The organism is Streptomyces akebiae, from assembly GCF_019599145.1.
Taxonomy (GTDB): domain Bacteria; phylum Actinomycetota; class Actinomycetes; order Streptomycetales; family Streptomycetaceae; genus Streptomyces; species Streptomyces akebiae.
Window position 1 is genome coordinate 4018491 of the sequence record NZ_CP080647.1, and the last position, 25366, is coordinate 4043856.

General features: G+C 67.1%; 39 protein-coding genes. 4 read left to right on the plus strand and 35 right to left on the minus strand.

All coding sequences use genetic code 11. From position 1 onward, the window contains the following. Window positions 1–137 precede the first annotated feature (137 nt). A complete protein-coding gene (locus K1J60_RS17075) occupies window positions 138–1097 on the plus strand; it encodes a phage baseplate protein (protein ID WP_259407764.1) in 960 nt (319 codons plus the stop codon). A gap of 101 nt (window positions 1098–1198) precedes the next feature. Here the strand turns inward: K1J60_RS17075 and K1J60_RS17080 are convergent, their stop codons facing one another. Beyond that, complete coding sequence (locus K1J60_RS17080) at window positions 1199–1360, minus strand: hypothetical protein (protein WP_259407765.1); 162 nt, start codon at window positions 1358–1360, stop codon at window positions 1199–1201. 277 nt (window positions 1361–1637) lie between these two features. On the opposite strand from K1J60_RS17080, the gene coaA reads away from it, so the two are divergent. Both coaA and K1J60_RS17090 read left to right on the plus strand, forming a co-directional pair. Further along, window positions 1638–2627 (plus strand): type I pantothenate kinase, encoded by a 990-nt coding sequence (gene coaA, locus K1J60_RS17085; protein WP_220646980.1) that lies wholly within the window; start codon window positions 1638–1640, stop codon window positions 2625–2627. Between the two features lie 31 nt (window positions 2628–2658). Further along, window positions 2659–3588 carry a DUF389 domain-containing protein gene (locus K1J60_RS17090; RefSeq protein WP_220646981.1) on the plus strand — a complete coding sequence of 310 codons (930 nt, stop codon included), beginning with the start codon at window positions 2659–2661 and terminating at the stop codon, window positions 3586–3588. Window positions 3589–3689: 101 nt separating this feature from the next. On the opposite strand, the gene glmM is transcribed toward K1J60_RS17090, so the two are convergent. The 3 genes from glmM to rplM all read right to left on the minus strand — a co-directional run bounded on the left by glmM (window position 3690) and on the right by rplM (window position 6326). Further along, a complete protein-coding gene (gene glmM / locus K1J60_RS17095) occupies window positions 3690–5048 on the minus strand; it encodes a phosphoglucosamine mutase (RefSeq protein WP_220646982.1) in 1359 nt (452 codons plus the stop codon). Between the two features lie 265 nt (window positions 5049–5313). Further along, on the minus strand, window positions 5314–5841 hold the full coding sequence (gene rpsI, locus K1J60_RS17100; protein ID WP_033528355.1) for a 30S ribosomal protein S9: 528 nt from the start codon (window positions 5839–5841) through the stop codon (window positions 5314–5316). A 41-nt stretch (window positions 5842–5882) separates the two neighbouring features. Next, window positions 5883–6326 (minus strand): 50S ribosomal protein L13, encoded by a 444-nt coding sequence (gene rplM / locus K1J60_RS17105; protein WP_033528354.1) that lies wholly within the window; start codon window positions 6324–6326, stop codon window positions 5883–5885. Between the two features lie 449 nt (window positions 6327–6775). On the opposite strand from rplM, the gene K1J60_RS17110 reads away from it, so the two are divergent. Further along, a complete protein-coding gene (locus tag K1J60_RS17110; protein ID WP_220646983.1) occupies window positions 6776–7660 on the plus strand; it encodes a hypothetical protein in 885 nt (294 codons plus the stop codon). Between the two features lie 22 nt (window positions 7661–7682). On the opposite strand, the gene truA is transcribed toward K1J60_RS17110, so the two are convergent. The 31 genes from truA to rpsJ form a co-directional block, all read right to left on the minus strand. Next, window positions 7683–8546 carry a tRNA pseudouridine(38-40) synthase TruA gene (gene truA, locus K1J60_RS17115; RefSeq protein ID WP_220646984.1) on the minus strand — a complete coding sequence of 288 codons (864 nt, stop codon included), beginning with the start codon at window positions 8544–8546 and terminating at the stop codon, window positions 7683–7685. 167 nt (window positions 8547–8713) lie between these two features. Beyond that, the gene (gene rplQ, locus K1J60_RS17120; RefSeq protein WP_033528351.1) at window positions 8714–9208 is read right to left on the minus strand and encodes a 50S ribosomal protein L17; all 495 of its coding nucleotides are present in this window, start codon (window positions 9206–9208) and stop codon (window positions 8714–8716) included. A 94-nt stretch (window positions 9209–9302) separates the two neighbouring features. Beyond that, window positions 9303–10325 (minus strand): DNA-directed RNA polymerase subunit alpha, encoded by a 1023-nt coding sequence (locus K1J60_RS17125; protein WP_003966937.1) that lies wholly within the window; start codon window positions 10323–10325, stop codon window positions 9303–9305. 158 nt (window positions 10326–10483) lie between these two features. After that, window positions 10484–10888 carry a 30S ribosomal protein S11 gene (rpsK, locus tag K1J60_RS17130; protein WP_003956432.1) on the minus strand — a complete coding sequence of 135 codons (405 nt, stop codon included), beginning with the start codon at window positions 10886–10888 and terminating at the stop codon, window positions 10484–10486. A 70-nt stretch (window positions 10889–10958) separates the two neighbouring features. Beyond that, complete coding sequence (rpsM, locus tag K1J60_RS17135) at window positions 10959–11339, minus strand: 30S ribosomal protein S13 (protein ID WP_005481202.1); 381 nt, start codon at window positions 11337–11339, stop codon at window positions 10959–10961. A 197-nt stretch (window positions 11340–11536) separates the two neighbouring features. After that, window positions 11537–11650 carry a 50S ribosomal protein L36 gene (rpmJ, locus tag K1J60_RS17140; RefSeq protein WP_003998809.1) on the minus strand — a complete coding sequence of 38 codons (114 nt, stop codon included), beginning with the start codon at window positions 11648–11650 and terminating at the stop codon, window positions 11537–11539. 73 nt (window positions 11651–11723) lie between these two features. Further along, window positions 11724–11945: a translation initiation factor IF-1 gene (infA, locus tag K1J60_RS17145; protein ID WP_003948620.1), complete on the minus strand. Its 222-nt coding sequence runs from the start codon at window positions 11943–11945 to the stop codon at window positions 11724–11726. Window positions 11946–12139: 194 nt separating this feature from the next. Beyond that, window positions 12140–12976, minus strand: coding sequence for a type I methionyl aminopeptidase (gene map, locus K1J60_RS17150; RefSeq protein ID WP_033528350.1), 837 nt, complete (start codon window positions 12974–12976; stop codon window positions 12140–12142). Between the two features lie 129 nt (window positions 12977–13105). Beyond that, a complete protein-coding gene (locus tag K1J60_RS17155) occupies window positions 13106–13768 on the minus strand; it encodes an adenylate kinase (protein WP_033528349.1) in 663 nt (220 codons plus the stop codon). Beyond that, window positions 13768–15081, minus strand: coding sequence for a preprotein translocase subunit SecY (gene secY / locus K1J60_RS17160; protein WP_220646985.1), 1314 nt, complete (start codon window positions 15079–15081; stop codon window positions 13768–13770). Before secY ends, K1J60_RS17155 begins: the two co-directional genes overlap by 1 nt. A gap of 242 nt (window positions 15082–15323) precedes the next feature. Continuing rightward, entirely contained in the window at window positions 15324–15779 is a 456-nt protein-coding gene (gene rplO, locus K1J60_RS17165) for a 50S ribosomal protein L15 (RefSeq protein WP_005481206.1), read from the minus strand. Between the two features lie 2 nt (window positions 15780–15781). After that, a complete protein-coding gene (gene rpmD / locus K1J60_RS17170) occupies window positions 15782–15964 on the minus strand; it encodes a 50S ribosomal protein L30 (RefSeq protein ID WP_003974250.1) in 183 nt (60 codons plus the stop codon). A gap of 2 nt (window positions 15965–15966) precedes the next feature. Next, the gene (gene rpsE / locus K1J60_RS17175; protein WP_009190144.1) at window positions 15967–16572 is read right to left on the minus strand and encodes a 30S ribosomal protein S5; all 606 of its coding nucleotides are present in this window, start codon (window positions 16570–16572) and stop codon (window positions 15967–15969) included. A 39-nt stretch (window positions 16573–16611) separates the two neighbouring features. Continuing rightward, window positions 16612–16995, minus strand: a complete 384-nt coding sequence (gene rplR / locus K1J60_RS17180; protein WP_005481210.1) for a 50S ribosomal protein L18 — start codon at window positions 16993–16995, stop codon at window positions 16612–16614. Window positions 16996–16998: 3 nt separating this feature from the next. Next, window positions 16999–17538, minus strand: a complete 540-nt coding sequence (rplF, locus tag K1J60_RS17185) for a 50S ribosomal protein L6 (RefSeq protein WP_033528347.1) — start codon at window positions 17536–17538, stop codon at window positions 16999–17001. A gap of 24 nt (window positions 17539–17562) precedes the next feature. Further along, entirely contained in the window at window positions 17563–17961 is a 399-nt protein-coding gene (rpsH, locus tag K1J60_RS17190; RefSeq protein ID WP_007384075.1) for a 30S ribosomal protein S8, read from the minus strand. 214 nt (window positions 17962–18175) lie between these two features. Next, on the minus strand, window positions 18176–18361 hold the full coding sequence (locus tag K1J60_RS17195) for a type Z 30S ribosomal protein S14 (RefSeq protein WP_003948630.1): 186 nt from the start codon (window positions 18359–18361) through the stop codon (window positions 18176–18178). A 5-nt stretch (window positions 18362–18366) separates the two neighbouring features. Continuing rightward, a complete protein-coding gene (gene rplE / locus K1J60_RS17200; RefSeq protein WP_020135807.1) occupies window positions 18367–18924 on the minus strand; it encodes a 50S ribosomal protein L5 in 558 nt (185 codons plus the stop codon). After that, window positions 18924–19247: a 50S ribosomal protein L24 gene (rplX, locus tag K1J60_RS17205; protein ID WP_033528346.1), complete on the minus strand. Its 324-nt coding sequence runs from the start codon at window positions 19245–19247 to the stop codon at window positions 18924–18926. Before rplX ends, rplE begins: the two co-directional genes overlap by 1 nt. Before the next feature lie 2 nt (window positions 19248–19249). Next, window positions 19250–19618, minus strand: a complete 369-nt coding sequence (rplN, locus tag K1J60_RS17210) for a 50S ribosomal protein L14 (RefSeq protein WP_003998823.1) — start codon at window positions 19616–19618, stop codon at window positions 19250–19252. Between the two features lie 95 nt (window positions 19619–19713). Beyond that, window positions 19714–20001, minus strand: coding sequence for a 30S ribosomal protein S17 (gene rpsQ, locus K1J60_RS17215; protein WP_006130775.1), 288 nt, complete (start codon window positions 19999–20001; stop codon window positions 19714–19716). Continuing rightward, on the minus strand, window positions 20001–20225 hold the full coding sequence (gene rpmC / locus K1J60_RS17220; protein ID WP_030671810.1) for a 50S ribosomal protein L29: 225 nt from the start codon (window positions 20223–20225) through the stop codon (window positions 20001–20003). Before rpmC ends, rpsQ begins: the two co-directional genes overlap by 1 nt. Beyond that, on the minus strand, window positions 20225–20644 hold the full coding sequence (gene rplP, locus K1J60_RS17225; protein WP_004927269.1) for a 50S ribosomal protein L16: 420 nt from the start codon (window positions 20642–20644) through the stop codon (window positions 20225–20227). Before rplP ends, rpmC begins: the two co-directional genes overlap by 1 nt. Before the next feature lie 5 nt (window positions 20645–20649). Further along, a complete protein-coding gene (gene rpsC / locus K1J60_RS17230) occupies window positions 20650–21474 on the minus strand; it encodes a 30S ribosomal protein S3 (protein WP_086560684.1) in 825 nt (274 codons plus the stop codon). After that, the gene (rplV, locus tag K1J60_RS17235; RefSeq protein ID WP_004571827.1) at window positions 21474–21821 is read right to left on the minus strand and encodes a 50S ribosomal protein L22; all 348 of its coding nucleotides are present in this window, start codon (window positions 21819–21821) and stop codon (window positions 21474–21476) included. Before rplV ends, rpsC begins: the two co-directional genes overlap by 1 nt. A gap of 41 nt (window positions 21822–21862) precedes the next feature. Beyond that, window positions 21863–22144, minus strand: a complete 282-nt coding sequence (gene rpsS, locus K1J60_RS17240; protein ID WP_033528345.1) for a 30S ribosomal protein S19 — start codon at window positions 22142–22144, stop codon at window positions 21863–21865. A 12-nt stretch (window positions 22145–22156) separates the two neighbouring features. Further along, window positions 22157–22993 carry a 50S ribosomal protein L2 gene (rplB, locus tag K1J60_RS17245; protein WP_055517283.1) on the minus strand — a complete coding sequence of 279 codons (837 nt, stop codon included), beginning with the start codon at window positions 22991–22993 and terminating at the stop codon, window positions 22157–22159. Window positions 22994–23031: 38 nt separating this feature from the next. Then, entirely contained in the window at window positions 23032–23451 is a 420-nt protein-coding gene (gene rplW, locus K1J60_RS17250; RefSeq protein WP_062023384.1) for a 50S ribosomal protein L23, read from the minus strand. Next, on the minus strand, window positions 23451–24107 hold the full coding sequence (rplD, locus tag K1J60_RS17255; RefSeq protein WP_033528342.1) for a 50S ribosomal protein L4: 657 nt from the start codon (window positions 24105–24107) through the stop codon (window positions 23451–23453). Before rplD ends, rplW begins: the two co-directional genes overlap by 1 nt. A gap of 7 nt (window positions 24108–24114) precedes the next feature. Continuing rightward, entirely contained in the window at window positions 24115–24759 is a 645-nt protein-coding gene (rplC, locus tag K1J60_RS17260) for a 50S ribosomal protein L3 (protein WP_005481233.1), read from the minus strand. A 17-nt stretch (window positions 24760–24776) separates the two neighbouring features. Beyond that, window positions 24777–25085 carry a 30S ribosomal protein S10 gene (gene rpsJ / locus K1J60_RS17265; RefSeq protein ID WP_003948644.1) on the minus strand — a complete coding sequence of 103 codons (309 nt, stop codon included), beginning with the start codon at window positions 25083–25085 and terminating at the stop codon, window positions 24777–24779. Window positions 25086–25366: the final 281 nt, after the last annotated feature.

Genomic DNA, 25366 nt, shown 5'->3' on the forward strand with positions numbered 1-25366 from the left:
TCAACCGCAGACAGCTCCTGAGACTGACCGGCGCCGGTGTCGGCGTGGCGGCCGTTCCGGCCGTTGCGATCGCGTCATCCCAACTGACCAACCGCGCCTCGGGAACCGACCGCGAGGAAAGCACGAGCCCAGGCGCCGTGACCACGACCAAGCGTTTCGATCTGAACGACGGCTCGGACGTGCTGCTGCGCGAGGTCGGACTCACCGGGACCCGCATCCTCCAGTCCTTCGCATTCGACAACACACGCGGCCACCTCTTCACCGTGCAACTCATCGACGGCGGCCTCCGACTCCCCGGCGAGACCCGGACGTACACCGGCGCCGAGCGCGACGCGAACGGCGACCTGTGCCTGACCCGACTCGACCTCGCCGGACGGATTCTGGGCGTCATGTACCTACGCGGTTTCGGCCACGGCGTACAGATCGGCGTCGAGTCCACGAATTCCGGGAGTTTCCTGTGGACGGAGACAAAAGCTATCCAGGTCACCAACGCGGACGGCACCGTCGACGGCTGGGGCAGCCGCCTCGCCCGCTTCAAGTTCGCGAACGGAACGATCCTCACGCCGGACTCCCCGGCCCTCACCCAGTACAGCCTGGAGTCCGGCGTCGACCGGACCACGGTGGCCCTGGACCCGGTCCACTCCCGGCTCACCGTCCGCTGCCGGGTCTCCGGCGCCTTCCGCTACCGGCTCTACGACCTCGCCGCCTTCAAGAGCGGCGGCCGGACGACCCTCGCCGACGTGGCCCAGCCCGCCGACCTCCAGCCCGGCTACACCGACGTCTTCCAGGGCTTCGCGACCTTCGGCAGCTACCTCTACCTCCTGGCCGGCTCACAGTACGGCGCCAACGGCTCGGTCTCACCCGACGGCAACACCTTCATCACCACCGTCGACTGGAACACCGGCACCGTCGTCCAGCAGGAACTCACCAGGGCCGGCTACTCGCTCCCCTACCGGGAGCCCGAGGGCATGGCCATCCAGGTCCCGGACCCCGCCAACCCTCAGGCGGCCCGCCTGTGCAGCGGTTTCGGCTCGGTGACCTCCGCCACCGACAGCCGCAAGAAGGCCAGCATCTACTACAAGGACCTGCTGGTCTGAAGGCCTCCACCAGCCTGAAGGACCTGCTGGCCTCCAGCCTCAGGATCCGTCGACCGAAGAGGCCCGCGGGAGACCGGACTCGGGCACGCGGCGGAGCCGCCTCACTCCCCCTCCTCGATCCGGTCGATGGCCTCCCGCACCATCCCCAGATACTCGACCTCCTCGCACCGCGGCTTACTGCCCATCCGGTACATGTCAATGGCGTCATCGAGGCACTCGCCGAGGTCCTCGTCCGGCAGGTCCGCCGACAGCTCGCTGCACACCCGCCCGGCGAGCTCCGCGTCACCGCGCGCAGACCCCCGTCGAACGGCGCCCCGTAAGCGAAGACGCACACCGAAAGTCATCCCAATCCCCCATTCCCCCCTGGTCGACCGGGAGGCGGCTCCCTCCCGACCGCCCGGACGCTAGTCCTCCCCACACCCAAGGTCCATACCTTCGCCACAGTTCACGCACAGGGAAAGGGGAATCCCCTACCGCGCCCCGGCCCGGCGTGACGGACCCCACCCCGCCACCCCGTTCAAACTCCGTTAACAATGGACTGTGATCTCACCGGTCTCCTCGTTGCCGCGGAGCGCCCACCGGCCCAGGCCGGAGGCGACTCCCTACGTCGACCTCACCCGTGCCGAATGGAGTGCGCTGCGCGAAAAGACGCCGCTCCCCCTGAATGCCGAGGAGGTCGAACAGCTGCGCGGTCTGGGCGATGTCATCGACCTCGACGAGGTACGGGACATCTATCTGCCGCTGTCCCGGCTCCTCAACCTCTACGTGGGCGCCACCAACGGCCTGCGCGGCGCCCTGAACACCTTCCTGGGCGAGCAGGGCTCCCAGTCCGGCACCCCGTTCGTCATAGGCGTCGCCGGCTCCGTGGCCGTCGGCAAGTCCACCGTCGCCCGCCTCCTCCAGGCCCTCCTGGCCCGCTGGCCCGAACACCCGCGCGTGGAACTGGTCACCACCGACGGCTTCCTGCTCCCCATGAAGGACCTCCAGGAACGTGGCCTGGTCTCCCGCAAGGGCTTCCCCGAGTCGTACGACCGCCGGGCCCTGACCCGTTTCGTCGCCGACATCAAGGCCGGCAAGGACGAGGTGACGGCCCCCGTCTACTCCCACCTCATCTACGACATCGTCCCCGACCAGCGGCTCACGGTCCGCCGCCCCGACATCCTCATCGTCGAGGGCCTGAACGTCCTCCAGCCCGCCCTCCCCGGCCAGGACGGCCGCACCCGCGTCGGTCTCGCCGACTACTTCGACTTCAGCGTGTACGTCGACGCCGGCGCCGACGACATCGAGCGCTGGTACCTCAACCGCTTCAAGAAGCTCCGCCAGACCGCGTTCCAGAACCCCGACTCGTACTTCCGCAAGTACACCCAGGTCTCCGAGGACGAAGCCCTCGACTACGCCCGCACCCTCTGGCGCACCATCAACAAGCCCAACCTGGTCGAGAACATCGCCCCCACCCGCGGCCGCGCCACCCTCATCATCCGCAAGGGCCCCGACCACAAGGTCCGCCGCCTCAGCCTGCGCAAGCTGTAGCCCCTTCACCCGGCCCGGCTACCCTGCGGGCATGCTGCATCTGCGTCTGATCACCCCGGCCGACCGGACCGACGAAGTGGTGCGCCTGATCGAGGGCACGGTCGGGTGCGCCCACCTCGTCGTCCTGCCGGGTGCCGCCCGCAACCCCGCCGGAGACGTCGTCATGTGCGACGTGGCACGCGAGGCGGGCGACGAACTGATCGGCGCGCTCCGGGCGTTGGACCTCGACCGAACCGGCTCCATCGCCGTCGAGAACATCGACCTGTCGCTCTCCGAACGCGCCGACAAGGCCGAGAAGGACGCGCCGGGCGAGGCCGCGGACGCGGTCCTCTGGGAGCATCTGACGGACGCGACCCACGAGGAGTCGACGCTCTCCGTCACCTACGTCGCCTTCATCACCCTCGCCACGATGATCGCGGCCTGCGGCGTGGTCCTCGACAACGCGGTCCTGATCGTCGGCGCGATGGCCGTCGGCCCCGAGTTCGGCCCCCTGGCCGGCATCAGCACGTCCATCGTCCAACGCCACCCACGCCTCGCCCTGCGCTCCCTGATCGCCCTCCTCGTGGGCTTCGCGGCGGCCATGGCGGCGACGGTCGCCTTCAGCCTCTTCATGGACGCGCTCGGCTACTTCACCGAGGCCAAGCTGGAGGCCGACCGCCCCAACACCGCCTTCGTCTACGCCCCCGACGCCTTCTCCTTCATCGTGGCGGTCCTGGCGGGCATCGCGGGCACCCTTTCCCTGACCTCGGCCAAGTCCGGAGCCCTGGTGGGCGTGGCCATCTCGGTCACCACGGTCCCGGCCGCCGCGAACGCGGCGGTGGCCCTGGCCTACGGCGACACGAAACAGACGGTGGGCTCCACAGAGCAACTGCTCCTGAACCTCCTGGGCATCATCCTGGCGGGCACCCTCACCCTGCTCCTCCAGAAGTGGCTGTGGTCAAGGCAACGCAGCGCTTCATAGCCAGGGCCCCACCAAAAAAAGGGGGCGCGAGGAACTGCGCGACAAGCCACGACGACCCCGCGGCCCGCAACGGACAGCACCCCACGCCCCTACCCGGCGCTTCAGCCGAGCGCGGACTTCACCGCGTCAGCCAGCCGCCCGGCAACCGCCCGGGCCTGCTCGATGTCGGCGGCCTCCACCATCACCCGCACCAACGGCTCGGTCCCGGACGGCCGCAACAACACCCGCCCCGTGGAGCCGAGTTCACCCTCGGCCTCGGCGACCGCAGCCGCCAGCTCCGCGGACGTGGACACCCGCGACCGATCCACGTCCGGCACGTTGATGAGCACCTGCGGCAACCGCTCCATGACCCCGGCCAACTCCTGCAGCGTACGGCCGGTCTGCGCGACCCGAGCCGCCAGCAGCAGCCCCGTCAGCGTGCCGTCACCCGTCGTCGCGTGGTCGGAGATGATCACGTGCCCGGACTGCTCGCCCCCGAGCGCGTACCCGTGCTCCTTCATCTCCTCCAGCACGTACCGGTCCCCGACCGCGGTCTGCACCAGCCGCAGCCCCTCCCGCTCCAGCGCCAGCTTGAAGCCGAGGTTGGACATCACCGTCGCCACGACCGTGTCGGCCCGCAGCTCGGAGCGCTCCCGCATCGCCAGCGCGAGCACCGCGAGAATCTGGTCCCCGTCGACCTCGTTGCCCTCGTGGTCCACCGCGAGGCACCGGTCCGCGTCGCCGTCGTGCGCGATGCCGAGGTGCGCCCCGTGCTCCAGGACGGCGGCCTTCAGTGGCCCGAGGTGCGTCGACCCGCACCCGTCGTTGATGTTGAGCCCGTCCGGCTCGGCCCCGATCGTGACGATCTCGGCGCCGGCGCGGGTGAACGCCTCCGGCGAGACCCCGGCTGCGGCACCGTGCGCCTCGTCGAGGACGACCTTGATTCCGTCGAGCCGGTTGGGGAGGACGGAGAGCAGGTGCTCGACGTACCGCCCGAAGCCGTCGTCGTAGGACCGGACGCGCCCGACGCCCGCGCCCGTGGGCCGCTCCCAGGGAGCCCCGGTGCGGTGCTCCTCGTAGACGCCCTCGATCCTGTCCTCCAGCTCGTCGGCGAGCTTGTGGCCGCCGCGGGCGAAGAACTTGATCCCGTTGTCCGGCATGGCGTTGTGGCTGGCGGAGAGCATCACACCGAGGTCGGCGCCCAGCTCACCGGTGAGGAACGCCACCGCGGGGGTGGGCAGCACACCGACGCGCAGCACGTCGACACCCGCGCTGGCGAGGCCGGCCACCACGGCCGCCTCCAGGAACTCCCCGGACGCTCGCGGATCCCGCCCGACCACCGCCACCGGCTTGTGGCCCTCGAACGTTCCCGCCTCGGCGAGTACGTGTGCCGCCGCGACGGAGAGTCCGAGCGCGAGCTCGGCCGTCAGATCCGCGTTGGCGACACCGCGCACGCCGTCCGTGCCGAAGAGTCGTCCCACTGTGGTGTCCTCCGAAATTGCTCAGAATGTGCGGCTCGTACTGATGGTCACGAGTGTCCCGGCAATCCCCGGACCAAGTACATCCCCTGAGACTGTCCTCCCCCGTTCGGGGTTGTACCGACAGTCTGTGGATAAGCCTGCGATGAACGGACGCGTGCTGGTACGCCCTGCCAAGCAAACCGCCCCGGCGGCACGGATACGTGCCACCGGGGCGATACGCGCAATGCGCGACGCACGCGAATCGCGCCAGTGGCGCGAGCGCGATTTAGCGCTTGCTGTACTGCGGAGCCTTGCGGGCCTTCTTCAGACCGGCCTTCTTGCGCTCGACCGCACGGTCGTCGCGGCGGAGGAAGCCGGCCTTCTTGAGGGCGCCACGGTTGTTGTCGACGTCGGCCTCGTTCAGCGCGCGGGCGACACCGAGACGGAGCGCACCGGCCTGACCGGAGACACCGCCACCGGCGATGCGGGCGATGACGTCGTAACGGCCTTCGAGCTCCAGCACCTTGAAGGGCTCGTTGACTTCCTGCTGGTGCACCTTGTTGGGGAAGTAGTCCTCAAGGGTGCGACCGTTGATCTTCCACTTGCCGGAGCCCGGGACGATCCGGACGCGGGCGATGGCGTTCTTGCGACGGCCCAGGCCGGCGGCCGGCTGCGGGTCGCCGAAGCGGCCGGCGAGGGACTCCGAGGTGTAGTCGCCCTCGACGGGGACCTCGGACTCGGTGGTGTAGCTGTCGATGTCGACAAGCTCGGTCTCGGTCTCTTCGACCGGCTGCTCAGCGGTGGTCTCGGCCACGATGCTCCTCAGATCTTTTCTGTTTGGGGGTGTGGCCGGAACTACTGCGCGACCTGGGTGATCTCGAACGGCACCGGCTGCTGCGCAGCGTGGGGGTGCTGGTCGCCCGAGTAGACCTTCAGCTTCGAGAGCATCTGACGGCCCAGGGAGTTCTTGGGGATCATGCCCTTGATGGCCTTCTCGACGGCCTTCTCGGGGTTCTTCGCCAGCAGCTCGTCGTAACGGACGGAGCGCAGACCACCCGGGTAGCCGGAGTGGCGGTACGCCAGCTTCTGGGTCTTCTTGTTGCCGGACAGGTGAACCTTGTCGGCGTTGATGATGATGACGAAGTCGCCCATGTCCATGTGAGGGGCATAGGTCGGCTTGTGCTTGCCGCGGAGGAGGTTCGCAGCAGTGGTAGCCAGACGGCCCAGGACGATGTCCTGTGCGTCAATGACGTGCCACTGGCGAGTCACATCGCCGGGCTTGGGGCTGTACGTACGCACTTCGCAGCCTTCTTCTTCAGTGGATGGGTGGTGACACATGGCATCACTGAAGCGATCGTGCAGCTGGGGACGACAGTGCCGGGAACGCTGCCCGTATGCCGCCCACTGGTAACTGCTCCAGGGAACCTACGCAAGGGCTTCTCGCCTGAGAGCGACCAAGCCAATACGCATAACAATCCGCAAGAGTACTCGGGCAGCCCCGGACGGGTCAAAACGGCCCCGGGCCCGTCGCCCGCGGCACCCGTCGATCGACTTCGCCCGCGAGTTCGATACCACCCGGCCCCGCGCGTCGAGGGCGCGTGGTTCAGCCATGCAGGCCGCAATCGGCGGCCGGGTGAAGTTCACGTCCGAGGGGGACGAGGCGTCACCCGGTACCGAGCGGTAACCCGGTACCAGGGCGTGACCTGGAACTGACAAAGACCTCCCCTCGCCCGTCTAAACTGCGGCCCATGAGCTTTGGGCAGGGGGGGTCTCAGTGGAGCCCCGGGGGTTCCCACAATCCGTGGGACAATCAGTGGAGTTCCTCCAATAACCAGACCCCGGACTGGGCGTCACTCGCCGAGCAGTCCGAAACACGCAACAGGCGCCGCAGACTCCTGCTGATCGTCGGCGGCGCCCTCGCCACGGTCGGCATAGGCGTCGCCGTGGCGGTCGCCGTCGTCAACACCGACAACGGCAGCGCCACGGCGAACGGCCCGAACGACCTGCCGGCCACGGAGGGCATCCCGAGCGCCAGCGCCAAGACGGACCCGTCGTTCGCACCGACGTCGGCCCCGCCCCCGCTGAACCCGAAGGACTTCATCTCCAGCTCGGGCAAGGACAAGGCGCCGATCAGCCCGGACATCCTCTTCCCGGGCTCCCAGCTGACCAAGCGCGAGGGTGTCGTCTACCGCAAGGGCGCCACGGCCTCGACGAAGGACTGCGCCTCGGCCGTCCAGGGCACCCTCGACAAGCTCCTCACCGACAACGACTGCACCCGCTTCATGCGCGTGACCTACTTCCGGGACAAGGTCGCGACCACCATCGGCGTCGCCCTGTTCGACACCGAGGCCAAGGCGACCAAGGTCAAGGACGACTGGGACAAGCAGAGCACCATCGTCTCCCTCTCCGGTGAGGGCGTCCCCGTCTTCTGCCGTACGACGGTGTGCCGGACGACCGCCAACTCCTACGGCCGCTACACGTACTTCACGCTCTCCGGCTTCACCGACGGCACGGACGTGAAGGAGAAGGACAAGGCCGTCTTCACCGCCGGCGACGACCTCAGCGGCTCCACGTACGGACAGATCCGCCGCCGCGGCGAGACCCAGGCAGCCGCCGCGGCCAACGGGCAGTAGGCCGAGCGAAGCCGCCCCGGGGTCAGCAGCAGCCGCCCCCGGGCACCCCCGGCAGACTCCGCCGGTTCCGCGCCTCCCTGCTCCGCGCGGCCAGCAGCTCGTCCGCCGGGTAGCCGACCTCCTCCAGGGTCAGCCCGTGCGGCCGTACGACATGCACGGCGGAGTCCCGCACCCCGGCGGCCAGCACCTTCCCGGGCCACTCGGGCCCCCGGTGACCGTCCCCCACGAACAGCAGGGCCCCGATCAGCGAGCGCACCATGTTGTGGCAGAAGGCGTCGGCCCGGACGGTGGCGGTGATGATCCCGTCGTCGCCCCGCACCAGGCTCAGCTCCTGCAGCGTACGGATGGTGGTCGCCCCCTCCCGCCGCTTGCAGTACGCGGCGAAGTCGTGCTCCCCCAGCAGCCGCCGCGCCGCCTCGTTCATGGCGTCCACGTCCAGCGGCCAGTCGTGCCACAGGACGTGACCGCGCAGCAACGGATCGACACCGCCGGGATTGTCGGTGACCCGATAGGCGTACCGCCGCCAGATCGCCGAGAACCGCGCGTTGAAGCCGCTGGGCGCCTCCCTGAGCGCCCACACCCGCACATCCCTCGACAGCCGCCCCGCGAGCCGCTTCAGCAGCTTCTCGTGGTGCTCACGCCACACGGCCTCCGGCAGATCCACGTGCGCCACCTGGCCCCGCGCGTGCACCCCGGCGTCGGTCCGCCCGGCCACGGTCAGCTCATAGGTCTCCCGGGACCGGGTGACCGTCCGCAGGGCGTCCTCGATCTCCCCCTGCACGGTCCGCCGCCCTGCGGCCTGCTTGGCCCACCCGGAGAACTCGGCACCGTCGTACGACAGGTCGAGGCGCACCCGGACATGCCCGGGCTGTACTTCGTCACTCACTCAGAGATCCTCTCAGCAACACAAAAGCGGGCCCGCCCCTCGAAAGGGACGGGCCCGCCAACGCCCTGAAGGGGCGCGGGACTGTATCGATGTGCGGCTCCGCCGCGTGGGCGCGAACAACCACCACGAACCCGCAGCCGCAGACGCACAGCCCCCCGGCAGAACGCCTACGCGTCCTTCGACTCCTCGGCCGGAGCCTCGGTCGCCTCGTCGGCCTTGGTCTCCTCGACCTTGGCCTCCTCGGACTCCTTGACCGCACGCTTGGTGGCGGCCTCGGCCTCACCCGTCGCCTGCTGCGCGACCGTCAGCGCCTCGACCAGCTCGATGACAGCCATGGGCGCGTTGTCGCCACGACGGTTACCGATCTTGGTGATCCGGGTGTAGCCACCCGGACGGTTCTCGTACCGCGGGCCGATCTCGGTGAAGAGCGTGTGCACGACGCTCTTGTCCGTGATGACCTGGAGCACCTGGCGGCGGTTGTGAAGGTCGCCCTTCTTCGCCTTGGTGACCAGACGCTCGGCGTAGGGCCGCAGACGGCGGGCCTTCGCCTCGGTGGTGGTGATCCGACCGTGCTCGAAGAGCGACTTCGCGAGGTTCGCGAGCAGCAGCTTCTCGTGCGCGGCACTGCCGCCCAGACGGGCACCCTTGGTGGGCTTCGGCATTGTTCTTCTCCTGTGTGTCTGCCCCGGCCGTATCAGGTACCGGGGTCAGGAACCCGATGAGCGGATGCTCACCGGCAACGACCGGTCAGTACGGTCAGTACTGCTCGGTCTCCACGAAACCCGCGTCCGCGTCGTCGTCGGCGCCGAAGGCGTCGGCGGCGGCCGTGGGGTCGAATCCGGGCGGGCTGTCCTTCAGGGCCAGGCCCATGCCGGCCAGCTTCGCCTTGACCTCGTCGATGGACTTCGCACCGAAGTTGCGGATGTCCAGGAGGTCCGCCTCGGAACGAGCGACGAGCTCACCCACGGAGTGGATGCCCTCACGCTTGAGGCAGTTGTACGACCGAACGGTGAGCTCCAGCTCCTCGATCGGCAGCGCCAGATCGGCGGCGAGCGCGGCGTCCGTCGGGGACGGACCCATGTCGATGCCCTCGGCGTCGATGTTCAGCTCGCGGGCGAGACCGAACAGCTCGACCAGCGTCTTACCGGCGGAGGCCATGGCGTCACGCGGACGCATCGCCTGCTTGGTCTCGACGTCGACGATCAGCTTGTCGAAGTCGGTGCGCTGCTCGACACGCGTGGCCTCGACCTTGTACGTGACCTTGAGAACCGGCGAGTAGATGGAGTCGACCGGGATACGGCCGATCTCCTGGCCCACCTGCTTGTTCTGCACGGCGGAGACGTAACCGCGGCCACGCTCGACCGTCAGCTCCATCTCCAGCTTGCCCTTGCCGTTGAGCGTGGCGAGGACGAGGTCGGGGTTGTGCACCTCGACACCGGCCGGGGGCGCGATGTCGGCGGCGGTGACCAGACCCGGGCCCTGCTTGCGCAGGTACATCACGACCGGCTCGTCGTGCTCCGAGGAGACGACCAGCTGCTTGATGTTGAGGATCAGGTCGGTGACGTCCTCCTTGACGCCCGGCACGGTGGTGAACTCGTGCAGGACACCGTCGATCCGGATGCTGGTGACAGCCGCACCGGGGATCGACGACAGGAGCGTGCGACGCAGGGAGTTGCCGAGGGTGTAACCGAAGCCCGGCTCCAGCGGCTCGATCACGAACCGGGAGCGGAACTCGTCGACGACCTCTTCGGTCAACGAGGGACGCTGAGCGATCAGCATGTGGTGATCCTTCTGTCAGGGGCGCCCGCTATTTGACGCCCTGAGCCACCAGGCGGAGCCTGACGGAGTTTACGTACAAGGGTACGGGCGATATGCCTCCGAAGAGCCATACCGCCCGAAAACCTCAGACCAAGCAGTCGCGTATCCGACCCGAGGGGTCAGACGCGGCGGCGCTTGGGGGGACGGCAGCCGTTGTGCGGGGTGGGCGTGACGTCCTGGATGGAGCCGACCTCGAGACCGGTCGCCTGGAGCGAACGGATGGCCGTCTCACGACCCGAGCCCGGGCCCTTGACGAACACGTCGACCTTGCGCATGCCGTGCTCCTGCGCGCGACGGGCGGCCGACTCGGCTGCCATCTGCGCGGCGAACGGCGTGGACTTCCGGGAGCCCTTGAAGCCGACGTGACCGGCGGAGGCCCAGGAGATCACGTTGCCCGAGGGGTCCGTGATGGAGACGATCGTGTTGTTGAACGTGCTCTTGATGTGCGCGTGGCCGTGAGCGACGTTCTTCTTTTCCTTGCGGCGCACCTTCTTGGCAGCGCCCTGACGACCCTTGGGGGGCATCTACAAACTCCTACGGGGAGGTGGTCGGTCCTACAGCGAAGACCGCTGATGAAGCGTTGTCCGCTGAGGACTACTTCTTGCCCGGCTTCTTCTTGCCGGCGATGGCGCGACGCGGGCCCTTGCGGGTGCGGGCGTTGGTGCTGGTGCGCTGACCGCGGACGGGCAGACCACGACGGTGACGGAGGCCCTGGTAGCAGCCGATCTCCACCTTGCGGCGGATGTCGGCCTGGACCTCGCGACGGAGGTCACCCTCGGTCTTGATGTTGTTGTCCACGTACTCGCGGATCGCGACGAGCTGCTCCTCGGAGAGGTCGCGGACGCGGGTGTCGGGGTTGACGCCGGTCGCTGCCAGCGTCTCCTGGGAGAGGGTCCGGCCGATGCCGAACACATAGGTGAGGGCGACCTCCACGCGCTTGTCGCGCGGGATGTCAACACCGGAAACGCGTGCCATTCAATGGCTCCTGGTGATTGTCGGAGGTCTTCCACAGGACCGGCTCCCGGCCGCCGTACCAGGTACGAACCGGGTCCCCGGCCTCCGAGCCGGGGGTGTCAGACGCCGTGCGGCGTCTGGGTCCTGCGTATGAACAATTCAGCTCGCGTCGCGCGAATCCCTGCGATGTCGATGCAGAGGGTGTGGTCGAACGTGCGTCAGCCCTGGCGCTGCTTGTGGCGCGGGTTCTCGCAGATGACCATGACCCGACCGTGACGGCGGATCACCCTGCACTTGTCGCAGATCTTCTTGACGCTCGGCTTGACCTTCATGGGGTGAGGTTCTCCGGGTCAGTGCCACCACCCGCGTCCCGGAGAACCGGGGCACGGAGAGCGGGGGCAAGATCTACTTGTAGCGGTAGACGATCCGGCCACGCGTCAGGTCGTACGGAGACAGCTCCACCACGACCCGGTCGTCAGGGAGGATACGGATGTAGTGCATACGCATCTTGCCGCTGATGTGTGCCAGGACCTGGTGGCCGTTCTGGAGCTCGACCTTGAACATGGCGTTCGGCAGAGACTCGACGACAGTGCCCTCGATCTCGATGGCACCTTGCTTCTTGGCCACGCTTCGCCCTTCGAATCGACTACCTTGATCGACTCCGCGTAGCCGGATGAAGACATACGGAAACACGAGAGCCGACGAGTCAGTCTACGTCAGGCCCCCGAGAAACACGAATTCGGGTAAGACTGCCCACCGTGGAAGATCATTACTCCGGCCCGCGGCAGCGCCGCGACCCAGCCGCACCCGGCGGCAGGACTTCAGCCGACCGGGTCAGGAGCCGCGGTGATCCCGAACTCCGCCAGCTTGGCCTTGCCCCCGTCGGGAGCCGTCAGCACAAGGGGACCCTGCTCGGTCAGCGCGACGGAGTGCTCCCAGTGCGACGACCACGTCCCGTCCGTCGTCACCACGGTCCAGTCGTCCGCGAGCACCTCGGTCTTCGGCGTACCCAGCGACACCATCGGCTCGATCGCGAGACAGAACCCGGGCACCAGCTTCGGCCCCTTGCCCCGCCGCCGCTCGACGTAGTTCAGCAGATGCGGGTCCATGTGCATCTCGGTCCCGATGCCGTGGCCGCCGTAGTCCTCGACGATCCCGTACTTCCCCCCGCCCGGCTTCGGCTGCCGGCGGATGTACGTCTCGATGGCCCGGGAGACGTCCACGAGCCGGTTGCCCAGCTTCATCGCGGCGATCCCGGCCCACATGGACTCCTCGGTCACCCGCGACAGCTCAAGCAGCTCCGGAGCGTGACCGGACCCCACGAACGCGGTGTAGGCGGCGTCACCGTGCCAGCCGTCGACGATCGCACCGCAGTCGATGGAGATGATGTCGCCGTCCTTCAGGACGACCTCGTCGCTCGGGATCCCGTGGACCACGACCTCGTTCACCGAGGTGCAGATCGTCGCCGGGAAGCCGCCGTATCCGAGGAAGTTCGACTTGGCCCCGTGCTCCGCGAGCACCTTGCGGGCGACCTCGTCGAGGTCCTTCGTGGAGGCGCCCGGCACGGCGGCCTCCCGGGTGGCCGCGTGAATGGCGGCGACGACCAGCCCCGCCTCACGCATCTTGGCGATCTGCTCGGGACTCTTGATCTGCACCATGGGGGCCTGCGCTCTCCGTCTTCCTTCGTGTCCACGAGGCACGAGATCTCGTTCTCGCGTTTTTGCCTACACAACAGTACGGCCGCGGCGCCCCTCACGGGCACCGCGGCCGACGTACCGACCGACGACCTACTTGTCGTCGTCCTCACGCTTGAGCGCCTCCATGGCGCGCTGGGTGACTTCCTCCACCGGACCGAGGGCCGAGATCGTCACCACGAGGCCCTGGGCCTTGTAGTAGTCGATGATCGGCTCGGTCTGGGTGTGGTAGACCTCCAGGCGCTTGCGCACCGTCTCCTCGGAGTCGTCGTCACGCTGGTACAGCTCGCCGCCGCAGGCGTCGCAGACGCCCTCCTGCTTCGGCTTCTTGTACGTGACGTGGAAGACGTGGGCGGAGTCGTTGCGGCAGATGCGACGACCGGCGATCCGCTTGACGACCTCGTCCTCGGGGACCTCCAGGTCCAGCACCGCGTCCAGGTTCATGGACTCGTCCTGGAGCGTCACGTCCAGCGCCTCGGCCTGCGAGACGTTGCGCGGGAAGCCGTCGAGCAGGAAGCCCTGCTCGGCGTCCGGCTGCTCCATGCGGTCCTTGGCCATCGCGATGGTGACCTCGTCCGGCACCAGCTCGCCCTTGTCCATGTAGGACTTCGCGAGTTTGCCGAGTTCCGTCTGCTTGCTGATGTTGGCCCGGAACAGGTCGCCCGTGGAGATGTGCGGGATCGACAGGTTCTTGGCCAGGAACGCGGCCTGCGTTCCCTTACCGGCACCCGGCGGCCCGACGAGGACGATACGCATCAGCGGAGGAACCCTTCGTAATTGCGCTGCTGGAGCTGGCTCTCGATCTGCTTCACCGTCTCCAGACCCACACCCACGATGATCAGGATGCTGGTTCCACCGAACGGGAAGTTGGCGTTTGCCCCGAAGCCGGCCAACGCCATTGTCGGCACGAGAGCGATCAGGCCCAGGTACAGCGAACCCGGCCAGGTGATCCGGTTGAGTACGTAGCTCAGGTACTCAGCGGTCGGTCGGCCAGCCCGGATTCCCGGGATGAAGCCACCATACTTCTTCATGTTGTCCGCGACTTCCTCGGGGTTGAACGAGATGGCCACGTAGAAGAAGGCGAAGAAGATGATGAGGAAGAAGTAGATCGTGACGTGCGCCGGCGCGGCCGTGTCGGCCAGGTTGGCGGTGATCCAACTCGCCCAGCCGGCCGTGGAGTTGGAGAACTGCACGATGAGGGCCGGAATGTAGAGCAGCGACGAGGCGAAAATCACAGGGATAATGCCCGCCTGGTTGACCTTCAACGGAATGTAGGTCGAGGTGCCACCGTAGGAACGGCGGCCGATCATGCGCTTCGCATACTGAACCGGAATACGGCGCTGGGCCTGCTCGACGAAGACCACGAGCGCGACCATGACCAGGCCGACGGCGATGACGGTGCCGAACTCGATCCAACCGCCCGCCAGGTCGCCCTGCTCCTTGATCGCCCAGAGGGCGGACGGGAACGTGGCGGCGATCGAGATGAACATCAGGATCGACATGCCGTTGCCGATGCCGCGGTCGGTGATGAGCTCACCGAGCCACATGACGAGGGCCGTACCGGCGGTCATGGTGATGACCATGACGACGGTGGTGTAGATCGACTGGTCGGGGACGATCAGACCGGCCTGCGCACAGCCGCTGAACAGCGAGCCGCTACGGGCGGTGGCCACCAGGCCGGTGCCCTGAAGGATCGCCAGGGCCACCGTCAGGTAACGGGTGTACTGCGTGATCTTCGCCGTACCGGCCTGCCCCTCCTTCTTCAGGGCTTCCAGACGCGGGATCACCACGGTCAGCAGCTGCAGAATGATGCTCGCCGTGATGTACGGCATGATGCCGAGCGCGAAGATCGTGATCTGCAGCAGCGCGCCGCCGCTGAACATGTTCACCAGACCGAAGAGACCCGTGTTGGTCTGGGCCTGATCGATACAGAACTGGACAGCGGTGTAGTCGACACCGGGGATCGGCACATGCGTACCGACCCGGTAGATCACGATGATGCCGAGCGTGAAGAGCAGCTTCTTGCGCAGGTCGGGCGTCTTGAACGCCCGGGCGAACGCGGTGAGCACGGTGCCTCCTGCGACCCCCGCGCTACTGCGTCAAGGGTGACGGTTTTGAGATTCTGATGAGGACGACTTACGTAACGTTTAACTGCCGCGGCGAGTGCCCGGATGGGAGCACCCTGTGAAAACGGGCAGCGCAGGTCACCTTACCGGCGAGACTGCTTCCCTAGGAACGACCAACCGGGGATACCCCATTTGTGGGGTATCCCCGGTCGGGATCGCTCAAGTCATCGAGACACCTGGTGTGTTCAGACGAGCTCGGTGACGGTACCGCCGGCGGCGGTGATCTTCTCCTTGGCGGAGCCGGAGACGGCGTCGACCGTCACCTGCAGCGCCACGGAGATCTCGCCCTGGCCGAGGACCTTGACGAGGCTGTTCTTGCGGACGGCACCCTTGTCGACCAGGTCGGCAACGGTGACCTCCCCACCCTCGGGGTAGAGGGCGGCGAGCTTGTCCAGGTTCACGACCTGGAACTCCGTCTTGAAGGGGTTCTTGAAGCCCTTCAGCTTCGGGAGACGCATGTGGAGGGGCATCTGGCCACCCTCGAAGCGCTCCGGAACCTGGTAGCGGGCCTTCGTACCCTTGGTACCACGACCGGCCGTCTTACCCTTCGACGCCTCACCACGACCGACACGGGTCTTCGCGGTCTTGGCACCGGGGGCGGGACGGAGGTTGTGGATCTTGAGCGGGTTGTTCTCCGCCATGATCAGTCGACCTCCTCGACCGTCACGAGGTGGCGGACGGTGTGCACCATGCCGCGGAACTCGGGGCGGTCCTCCTTGACGACCTGCGTGTTGATGCCCTTGAGACCAAGGGAACGCAGGGTGTCACGGTGGTTCTGCTTGCTGCCGATGTAGGACTTGACCTGCGTAATCTTGAGCTGCGCCATGATTACGCACCCGCCCCGGCACGCGCACGGAGAAGAGCCGCGGGAGCGACGTCCTCGAGGGGCAGACCACGGCGCGCCGCGATCTCCTCGGGACGCTGCAGACCCTTCAGGGCCTCCACGGTCGCGTGCACGATGTTGATCGCGTTGTCGGAGCCGAGCGACTTCGACAGCACGTCGTGGATACCGGCGCACTCGAGCACGGCGCGCACCGGACCACCGGCGATAACACCGGTACCGGGGGACGCTGGCTTGAGCAGGACGACGCCGGCAGCCTTCTCACCCTGGATGGGGTGCGGGATGGTGCCCTGGATACGGGGGACCTTGAAGAAGTGCTTCTTGGCCTCCTCAACGCCCTTGGCGATGGCGGCCGGCACCTCCTTGGCCTTGCCGTAACCGACACCCACGGTGCCGTCACCGTCGCCCACTACGACGAGCGCAGTGAAGCTGAAGCGACGACCACCCTTCACAACCTTGGCGACGCGGTTGATCGCGACGACGCGCTCAACGTACGCGGTCTTCTCGGCGGCAGCTGCGCCGCCGTCACGGCCCTTCCGGTCCCGCCGCTCGCCGCCACCGGCACCGCCACCGCGGCGCTGGGGTCCAGCCATTGGATTTACCTCTCTCTTTCCGCTAGCTACGCAGCGAGCTCAGAACTTGAGCCCGGCCTCGCGGGCGGCGTCGGCCAGGGCCGCGATGCGACCCGCGTACCGGTTACCACCTCGGTCGAACACAACGGCCTCGACACCGGCGGCCTTGGCACGCTCGGCGACCAGGGCGCCGACCTTGCCGGCCTGCGCCGACTTGTCCTCCGACGCACCACGGATCGACGAGTCCAGGGTGGACGCCGACGCAAGGGTGTGACCCTTGAGGTCGTCGATCACCTGGGCCACGATGTGGCGGTTCGAGCGGGTCACGACCAGGCGGGGACGCTCAGCCGTACCGTTGACCTTCTTACGGATCCGGATGTGGCGCCGCTTGATGGCTGCACGCTTGTAAGCGTCGCCCTTAGCGATCTTCGTACCGTATGCCATGGCTTACTTACCCGCCTTTCCGACCTTGCGGCGGATGACTTCGCCCTCGTACTTGACGCCCTTGGCCTTGTACGGGTCGGGCTTGCGCAGCTTGCGGATGTTGGCCGCAACCTCGCCGACCTTCTGCTTGTCGATGCCCTCGACCGAGAACCGGGTGGGGTTCTCCACCTTGAAGGTGATGCCCTCGGGCGCCTCGACGGTGATCGGGTGGCTGTAGCCGAGCGCGAACTCGAGGTTCGAACCCTTGGCCTGCACGCGGTAACCGACACCGCTGATCTCGAGCTTCTTCACGTAACCCTGGGTCACGCCGGTGATCATGTTCGCCACCAGCGTGCGGGACAGGCCGTGCAGGGCCTTGCTCTGACGCTCGTCGTTGGGGCGGGTGACGTTCAGGACGCCGTCCTCACCCTTGGCGATCTCGATCGGCGCGACGACGGTGTGGGTCAGCGTGCCCTTGGGGCCCTTGACCGAGACCGTCTGGCCGTCGATGGTGACGTCCACGCCGGCGGGAACCGTGATGGGGAGCTTGCCAATGCGCGACATAGCTGTTTCCTCCGTTCCCTTCCGCTACCAGACGTAGGCGAGGACTTCTCCGCCTACGCCCTTCTTGCCGGCCTGCTTGTCGGTGAGGAGCCCGTGCGACGTGGAGATGATCGCCACGCCGAGGCCGCCGAGCACCTTCGGCAGGTTGGTGGACTTCGCGTAAACCCGGAGACCGGGCTTGGAGATCCGCTTGATGCCCGCGATGGAGCGCTCACGGTTGGGGCCGAACTTCAGCTCCAGGACGAGGTTCTTGCCGACCTCGGCGTCCTCGACCTTCCAGCCCGTGATGAAGCCCTCCTGCTGGAGGATCTCCGCGATGTGAGACTTGATCTTCGATGCCGGCATCGTCACGGAGTCGTGGTATGCCGAGTTCGCGTTCCGCAGACGCGTAAGCATGTCTGCGATCGGATCAGTCATGGTCATGAATTGGCCTTCGGCCTCTCTCGCCGGGGTTTCCTGGTGCGCCATCCCTCTCCCCGATCCGAGACGGGGCGGGTGCGGCGCGGTGGACCTACGGCGTAGTAAGTCGTACGGGCGACCATCAGGCGCCCAACCCTCCAAGCCTAAGCCATGGAAGGGCGGGCGCCTGACACGCCCAGTGCTTACCGAGAGCTTCGGGAATCCCTAAAAGGCGGGATTACCAGGAGCTCTTGGTCACGCCCGGCAGCTCGCCACGGTGAGCCATCTCACGAAGGCACACGCGGCACAGGCCGAACTTGCGGTACACGGAGTGGGGACGGCCGCAGCGCTGGCAGCGCGTGTAACCACGCACACCGAACTTGGGCTTGCGAGCAGCCTTCGCGATCAGAGCCTTCTTCGCCATCTCGCTCACGCCTCCTTGAAGGGGAAGCCGAGGTGACGGAGGAGCGCACGGCCCTCAGCGTCGTTGGTCGCCGTGGTCACCACGGTGATGTCCATACCCCGGGTGCGGTCGATCTTGTCCTGGTCGATCTCGTGGAACATGACCTGCTCGGTGAGACCGAAGGTGTAGTTGCCACGGCCGTCGAACTGCTTGGGGGACAGACCACGGAAGTCGCGGATGCGCGGGAGCGCGAGCGACAGGGTGCGGTCCAGGAACTCCCACATGCGGTCGCCACGGAGCGTGACGTGGGCACCGATCGGCTGGCCCTCACGCAGCTTGAACTGCGCGATGGACTTACGGGCCTTGGTGACGGCCGGCTTCTGACCGGTGATCGTGGTGAGGTCGCGGATGGCGCCCTCGATCAGCTTGGAGTCGCGGGCGGCGTCGCCCACACCCATGTTGACCACGATCTTGACGAGGCCGGGGATCTGCATGACGTTCTCGTACTTGAACTCGTCACGCAGCTTGCCCGCGATCTCCTCGCGGTACTTCGTCTTGAGACGCGGAGTCGTGGTGGTAGCCATCAGATGTCCTCACCCGTCCGCTTGGCAACGCGAACCTTGTTGCCCTCGTCGTCGAAGCGGTAACCGACACGCGTGACGACCTTCTTGCCGTCCTTCTCCACGACCAGCTGGACGTTGGAGACGTGGATCGGGGCCTCGGTCGTGACGATGCCACCGGCCTGCGAACCGCGAGCGGTCGGGCCGGCCTTGGTGTGCTTCTTGACCCGGTTGACACCCTCGACCAGGACGCGGTCCTCGCGGGGGAAGGCCGCGATGACCTTGCCCTGCTTGCCCTTGTCCTTACCGGTGATGACCTGGACCAGGTCGCCCTTCTTGATCTTCATGCTTACAGCACCTCCGGCGCGAGCGAGATGATCTTCATGAACTTCTTCTCGCGCAGCTCACGGCCGACGGGGCCGAAGATACGGGTGCCGCGAGGGTCGCCGTCGTTCTTCAGAATGACGGCGGCGTTCTCGTCGAAGCGGATGTACGAGCCGTCCGGACGGCGGCGCTCCTTGACGGTGCGAACGATGACCGCCTTGACGACGTCACCCTTCTTCACGTTGCCACCGGGGATCGCGTCCTTGACGGTGGCGACGATGACGTCACCGATGCCCGCGTAGCGGCGACCGGAGCCACCGAGCACACGGATGCAAAGGATTTCCTTCGCACCAGTGTTGTCGGCGACACGCAGTCGCGACTCCTGCTGGATCACGTCTATCTCCTGATTGTCTGCCGGTTCCCCGGGGGCCGTTCAGGAACGGCCCCCGGAGCCTGGCGGAACTGTCCTGCGGGTTTGCCCGCAGGAAATTACTTGGCCTTCTCGAGGATCTCGACGACGCGCCAGTGCTTCGTGGCGGACAGCGGCCGGGTCTCCATGAGGAGGACACGGTCGCCGACGCCGGCGGCGTTCTGCTCGTCGTGCGCCTTGAGCTTGCTCGTGCTGCGGATGACCTTGCCGTACAGGGCGTGCTTCTTGCGGTCCTCGACGGCGACGACGACGGTCTTGTCCATCTTGTCGCTGACGACGATGCCCTCACGGGTCTTGCGGAATCCGCGCGCCTCGGTGTTCGTCTCAGTCACGTTGTTCTCGCTCATCAGGCGTTCTCCACCGTTTCGATGCCCAGCTCACGCTCGCGCATCAGGGTGTAGATCCGCGCGATGTCCTTGCGGACCGCCTTCAGACGGCCATGGTTCTCGAGCTGTCCGGTCGCCGCCTGGAAGCGGAGGTTGAACAGTTCTTCCTTGGCTTCGCGGAGCTTGTTCAGCAGCTCCTCGTCACCCAGCTCGCGCAGCTCGGACGCCTTGGTACCGGCCGACATCACGCTTCACCTGCCTCGCGCTTGACGATCCGGCACTTCATCGGCAGCTTGTGAGCGGCGCGAGTCAGGGCCTCACGGGCGATCTTCTCGTTGGGGTAGGACAGCTCGAACATGACCCGGCCCGGGTGCACGTTCGCGATCCACCACTCCGGCGAACCCTTACCGGAACCCATGCGGGTCTCGGCGGGCTTCTTCGTGAGCGGGCGGTCCGGGTAGATGTTGATCCAGACCTTGCCACCACGCTTGATGTGGCGGGTCATCGCGATACGGGCCGCCTCGATCTGGCGGTTGGTCACGTACGCCGGCGTGAGGGCCTGAATGCCGTACTCGCCGAACGCGACCGTCGTACCGCCCTTGGCCTGACCACGGCGCTTCGGGTGGTGCTGCTTGCGGTGCTTGACCCTACGGGGGATCAGCATGTCGGTCAGGCCTCCGTTCCGGTGCTCTCAGCCGGAGCGGCGGACGCGGGAGCCTCGGCCTTGGGGGCCTCGGCGCCGGCAGCCTGCTGCGGCTTGCGACCGCGCCGCTCGCCACCGCGGCCACCACGGGCCGGGCGGTCGGCACCGCCGCGCGCCGGGCGGTTACCCGCACGGGCAGCGGCGTTCTCGGCGCGGACCTCGGCGATGTTCTTGACGTCGCCCTTGTAGATCCAGACCTTCACACCGATGCGGCCGAAGGTCGTCTTGGCCTCGAAGAAGCCGTAGTCCACGTTCGCGCGGAGCGTGTGCAGGGGCACACGGCCCTCGCGGTAGAACTCCGAGCGGGACATCTCGGCGCCACCGAGGCGGCCACCGCACTGGATCTTGATGCCCTTGGCGCCGGCCTTCATGGCGGACTGCATGCTCTTGCGCATGGCCCGACGGAAGGAGACGCGGGAGGAGAGCTGCTCGGCGACGGCCTGAGCAACCAGCTGAGCGTCCGTCTCGGGGTTCTTGACCTCGAGAATGTTCAGCTGGACCTGCTTGCCCGTGAGCTTCTCGAGGTCACCGCGGATGCGGTCGGCCTCGGCGCCACGGCGGCCGATGACGATGCCCGGACGCGCGGTGTGGATGTCCACGCGGACGCGGTCACGGGTGCGCTCGATCTCGACCTTGGAGATGCCGGCGCGCTCCATGCCGGACGTCATCATCCGACGGATGGCGACGTCTTCCTTGACGTAGTCCTTGTACAGCTTGTCGGCGTACCAACGCGACTTGAAGTCGGTCGTGACACCGAGCCGGAACCCATGCGGGTTTACCTTCTGGCCCATTACCGGGTTCCTTCCTTGCTGCTGACGACCACGGTGATGTGGCTGGTCCGCTTGCGGATCCGGTAGGCACGGCCCTGGGCACGCGGACGGAACCGCTTCAGGGTCGGACCCTCGTCCACGTACGCCTCGCTGATGACCAGCGAAGAGGCGTCCGTGTGGTCGTAGTTGTGCGCGGCGTTGGCAATGGCGCTGTCCAGCACCTTGCCGACCGGCACGCTCGCGGCCTGCGGGGCGAAACGCAGGACCGCCTGAGCCTCCGTGGCATCCATGCCACGGATGAGGTCCACCACGCGGCGGGCCTTCATGGGCGTAACGCGGATGTACCGCGCCTGGGCCCTGGCTTCCATGGTTGTCCTTCCAGTGTCTGTCATGGTCATTCCACCCCGCGTTAGCGGCGCTTCGACTTCCGGTCGTCCTTGACGTGACCCCGGAAGGTGCGCGTCGGCGAGAACTCGCCGAGCTTGTGGCCGACCATCGACTCGGTGACGAACACCGGAATGTGGGTCTTGCCGTTGTGCACCGCGATCGTGTGGCCGAGCATGGCCGGGATGATCATCGAGCGACGGGACCAGGTCTTGATGACGTTCTTGGTGCCTGCTTCGTTCTGGGCGTCCACCTTCTTGATCAGGTGGTCGTCGACGAAGGGCCCCTTCTTGAGACTGCGCGGCATCTAAACCCGCTCCTAGCGCTTCTTGTTCGTCTTGCGGCGGCGGACGATGTACTTGTTCGACGCCTTCTTGGGCGAACGAGTACGACCTTCCTTCTGACCCCAGGGGCTGACCGGGTGGCGACCACCGGAGGTCTTGCCCTCACCACCACCGTGGGGGTGGTCAACCGGGTTCATCGCCACACCGCGGACGGTCGGGCGGACGCCCAGCCAGCGCTTGCGGCCGGCCTTGCCCCAGTTGATGTTGCTCTGCTCGGCGTTGCCGACCTCGCCGACGGTGGCGCGGCAGCGCACGTCGACCAGGCGGATCTCACCGGACGGCATGCGGAGGTGGGCGTAGGCGCCCTCCTTCGCGAGCAGCTGCACGGAGGCACCGGCGGAGCGGGCGAACTTGGCGCCGCCACCGGGACGGAGCTCGATCGCGTGGATCGTGGTACCGACCGGGATGTTGCGGAGCGCCAGGTTGTTGCCCGGCTTGATGTCGGCCCCGGGACCGTTCTCCACACGGTCACCCTGCTGCAGGTTGCGCGGGGCGAGGATGTAGCGCTTCTCGCCGTCGGCGTAGTGCAGCAGCGCGATGCGCGCGGTGCGGTTGGGGTCGTACTCGATGTGCGCGACCTTCGCCGGCACGCCGTCCTTGTCGTGACGACGGAAGTCGATGACACGGTAGGCGCGCTTGTGTCCGCCACCCTGGTGGCGAACGGTCACACGACCGGCGTTGTTACGGCCGCCCTTGCTGTGCAGGGGGCGGACCAGCGACTTCTCCGGCGTGGACCGCGTGATCTCGACGAAGTCGGCGACGCTGGAACCACGACGGCCCGGCGTAGTCGGCTTGTACTTGCGGATTCCCATTTCTCAGTCCTCGTCCGATATCGGACGATCCGACCCGCTTACGCGGTCGGACCGCCGAAGATGTCGATACGGTCGCCCTCGGCAAGGGTCACGATCGCGCGCTTGCTGTCGGCACGCTTGCCGAAGCCCGTGCGGGTCCGCTTGCGCTTGCCCTGGCGGTTGATCGTGTTGACCCCGGTGACCTTGACCGAGAAGACCGCCTGGACGGCCTGCTTGATCTGGGTCTTGTTGGCGCCGGGGGCCACGATGAAGGTGTACTTGCCCTCGTCGAGGAGCGCGTAGCTCTTCTCCGACACGACCGGCTTCAGCAGCACGTCACGGGGGTCCGTGAACGCCTTGCTGGGGGCGGTGACGACGGTGTTCTTGCCCTCGGCGGCGTGGCGACGCGCCTTGGCGACGCGCGCGGCCTTGGCGGCCTTGGCAGCCTTGGAGGCAATGCTCGGGTGACGCGTAGCCATCAGGCCTCGCTCCCTTCGGTGTCGTTGGCCTGCGGGCCGGCGACGAAGGACTCGAGAGCGGCCTGGGTGAAGACCACGTCGTCCGAGACGATCACGTCGTACGTGTTCAGCTGGCCCGGCTCCAGGATGTGGACCTGGGGCAGGTTGCGGGCGGAGAGCCACGCGGCCTCGTCGGCGCGCTCGACGACCAGGAGCAGGTTCTTGCGCTCCGAGATCTTGCCGAACAGCGACTTGGCGGCCTTCGTGGAGGGGTTCTCGCCCTCGATCACGCCGGAGACGACGTGGATGCGGTTGTGGCGGGCCCGGTCGGTGAGGGCGTGGCGCAGGGCCGCGGCCTTCATCTTCTTCGGGGTCCGCTGCGAGTAGTCACGCGGCACGGGACCGTGCACGACGCCACCACCGGCGAACTGCGGCGCGCGGGTCGAGCCCTGACGGGCGCGGCCGGTGCCCTTCTGCCGGTAAGGCTTCTTACCGCCACCACGGACTTCGCCGCGGGTCTTGGTCTTGTGCGTGCCCTGGCGGGCAGCCGCGTTCTGCGCGACGACGACCTGGTGGATCAGCGGGATGCTGACCTTCTCCACGCCGAAGATCTCCGCGGGGAGTTCGACGCTTCCGGTCTTCTCGCCGGCAGGCGAAAGGATGTCAACAGTGCTCATCGGTACCTCAGGCCCCCTTGGCCGCGGTGCGGACCAGGACGAGGCCGCCGTTCGGACCGGGAACCGCGCCCTTGATGAGCAGCAGACCCTTCTCCGCGTCAACGGCGTGGACGGTCAGGTTCTGGGTGGTGACCCGCTCGTTGCCCATGCGACCCGCCATGCGGAGGCCCTTGAACACACGGCCCGGGGTGGCGCAGCCACCGATGGAGCCGGGAGAGCGGTGCTTGCGCTGGGTGCCGTGTCCGGCGCCGAGGCCCTTGAAGTTGTGACGCTTCATGACACCGGCGAAGCCCTTGCCCTTGCTCTTGCCGGTCACGTCCACCTTGACGCCGGCCTCGAAGACCTCGGCGGAGATCTCCTGGCCCAGCGTGTACTCGGAGGCGTCCGCGGTGCGGATCTCGACGAGGTGGCGGCGGGGGGTGACGTCGGCCTTGGCGAAGTGGCCCTTGAGGGGCTTGTTCACCTTGCGCGGGTCGATCTCGCCGAAGGCGATCTGGACCGACTCGTAGCCGTCGACATCGTTCGTACGGACCTGGGTCACGACGTTGGGGCCGGCCTTGACGACGGTGACCGGAACAACACGGTTGTTCTCGTCCCACACCTGCGTCATGCCGAGCTTCTCGCCCAGGATGCCCTTGATCTGCTTAGCCATTCTCAGATCACCGACCCTCAGAGCTTGATCTCGATGTCGACACCGGCCGGGAGGTCGAGTCGCATCAGAGAGTCAACGGTCTTGGGCGTCGGGTCGAGGATGTCGATCAGGCGCTTGTGCGTGCGCATCTCGAAGTGCTCGCGCGAGTCCTTGTACTTGTGCGGCGACTTGATGACGCAGTACACGTTCTTCTCAGTGGGCAGCGGCACCGGGCCCGCGACCGACGCACCAGTGCGGGTCACCGTCTCGACGATCTTCTTCGCCGAGGAGTCGATGACCTCGTGGTCGTAGGCCTTGAGCCGGATGCGGATCTTCTGTCCCGCCATGGCTACTCAGTAGTCCTTTGTCTCGTTTAACGCTCTGGAACCCGGTGTTCCGTCACCCGCTCCTCCGACCCACGCGGTCGGGCGTGTCGCGCTCCCGCTGACACAGATGCCCCTTGTTCGAGCATCCCAGTCTTGGGAAACGCGGCCCTTCCGGTACCGCGGGCCGGGGGCGGAGGCCCACCGGGTGCCTGGCCGGCGCCGCACTGACACTTCCCGAAAGATTCCCGTACGTCCGCTCCAGCGCTGCCATGAGGCAGTTGGGGCGACGAGTACTGTGGGAC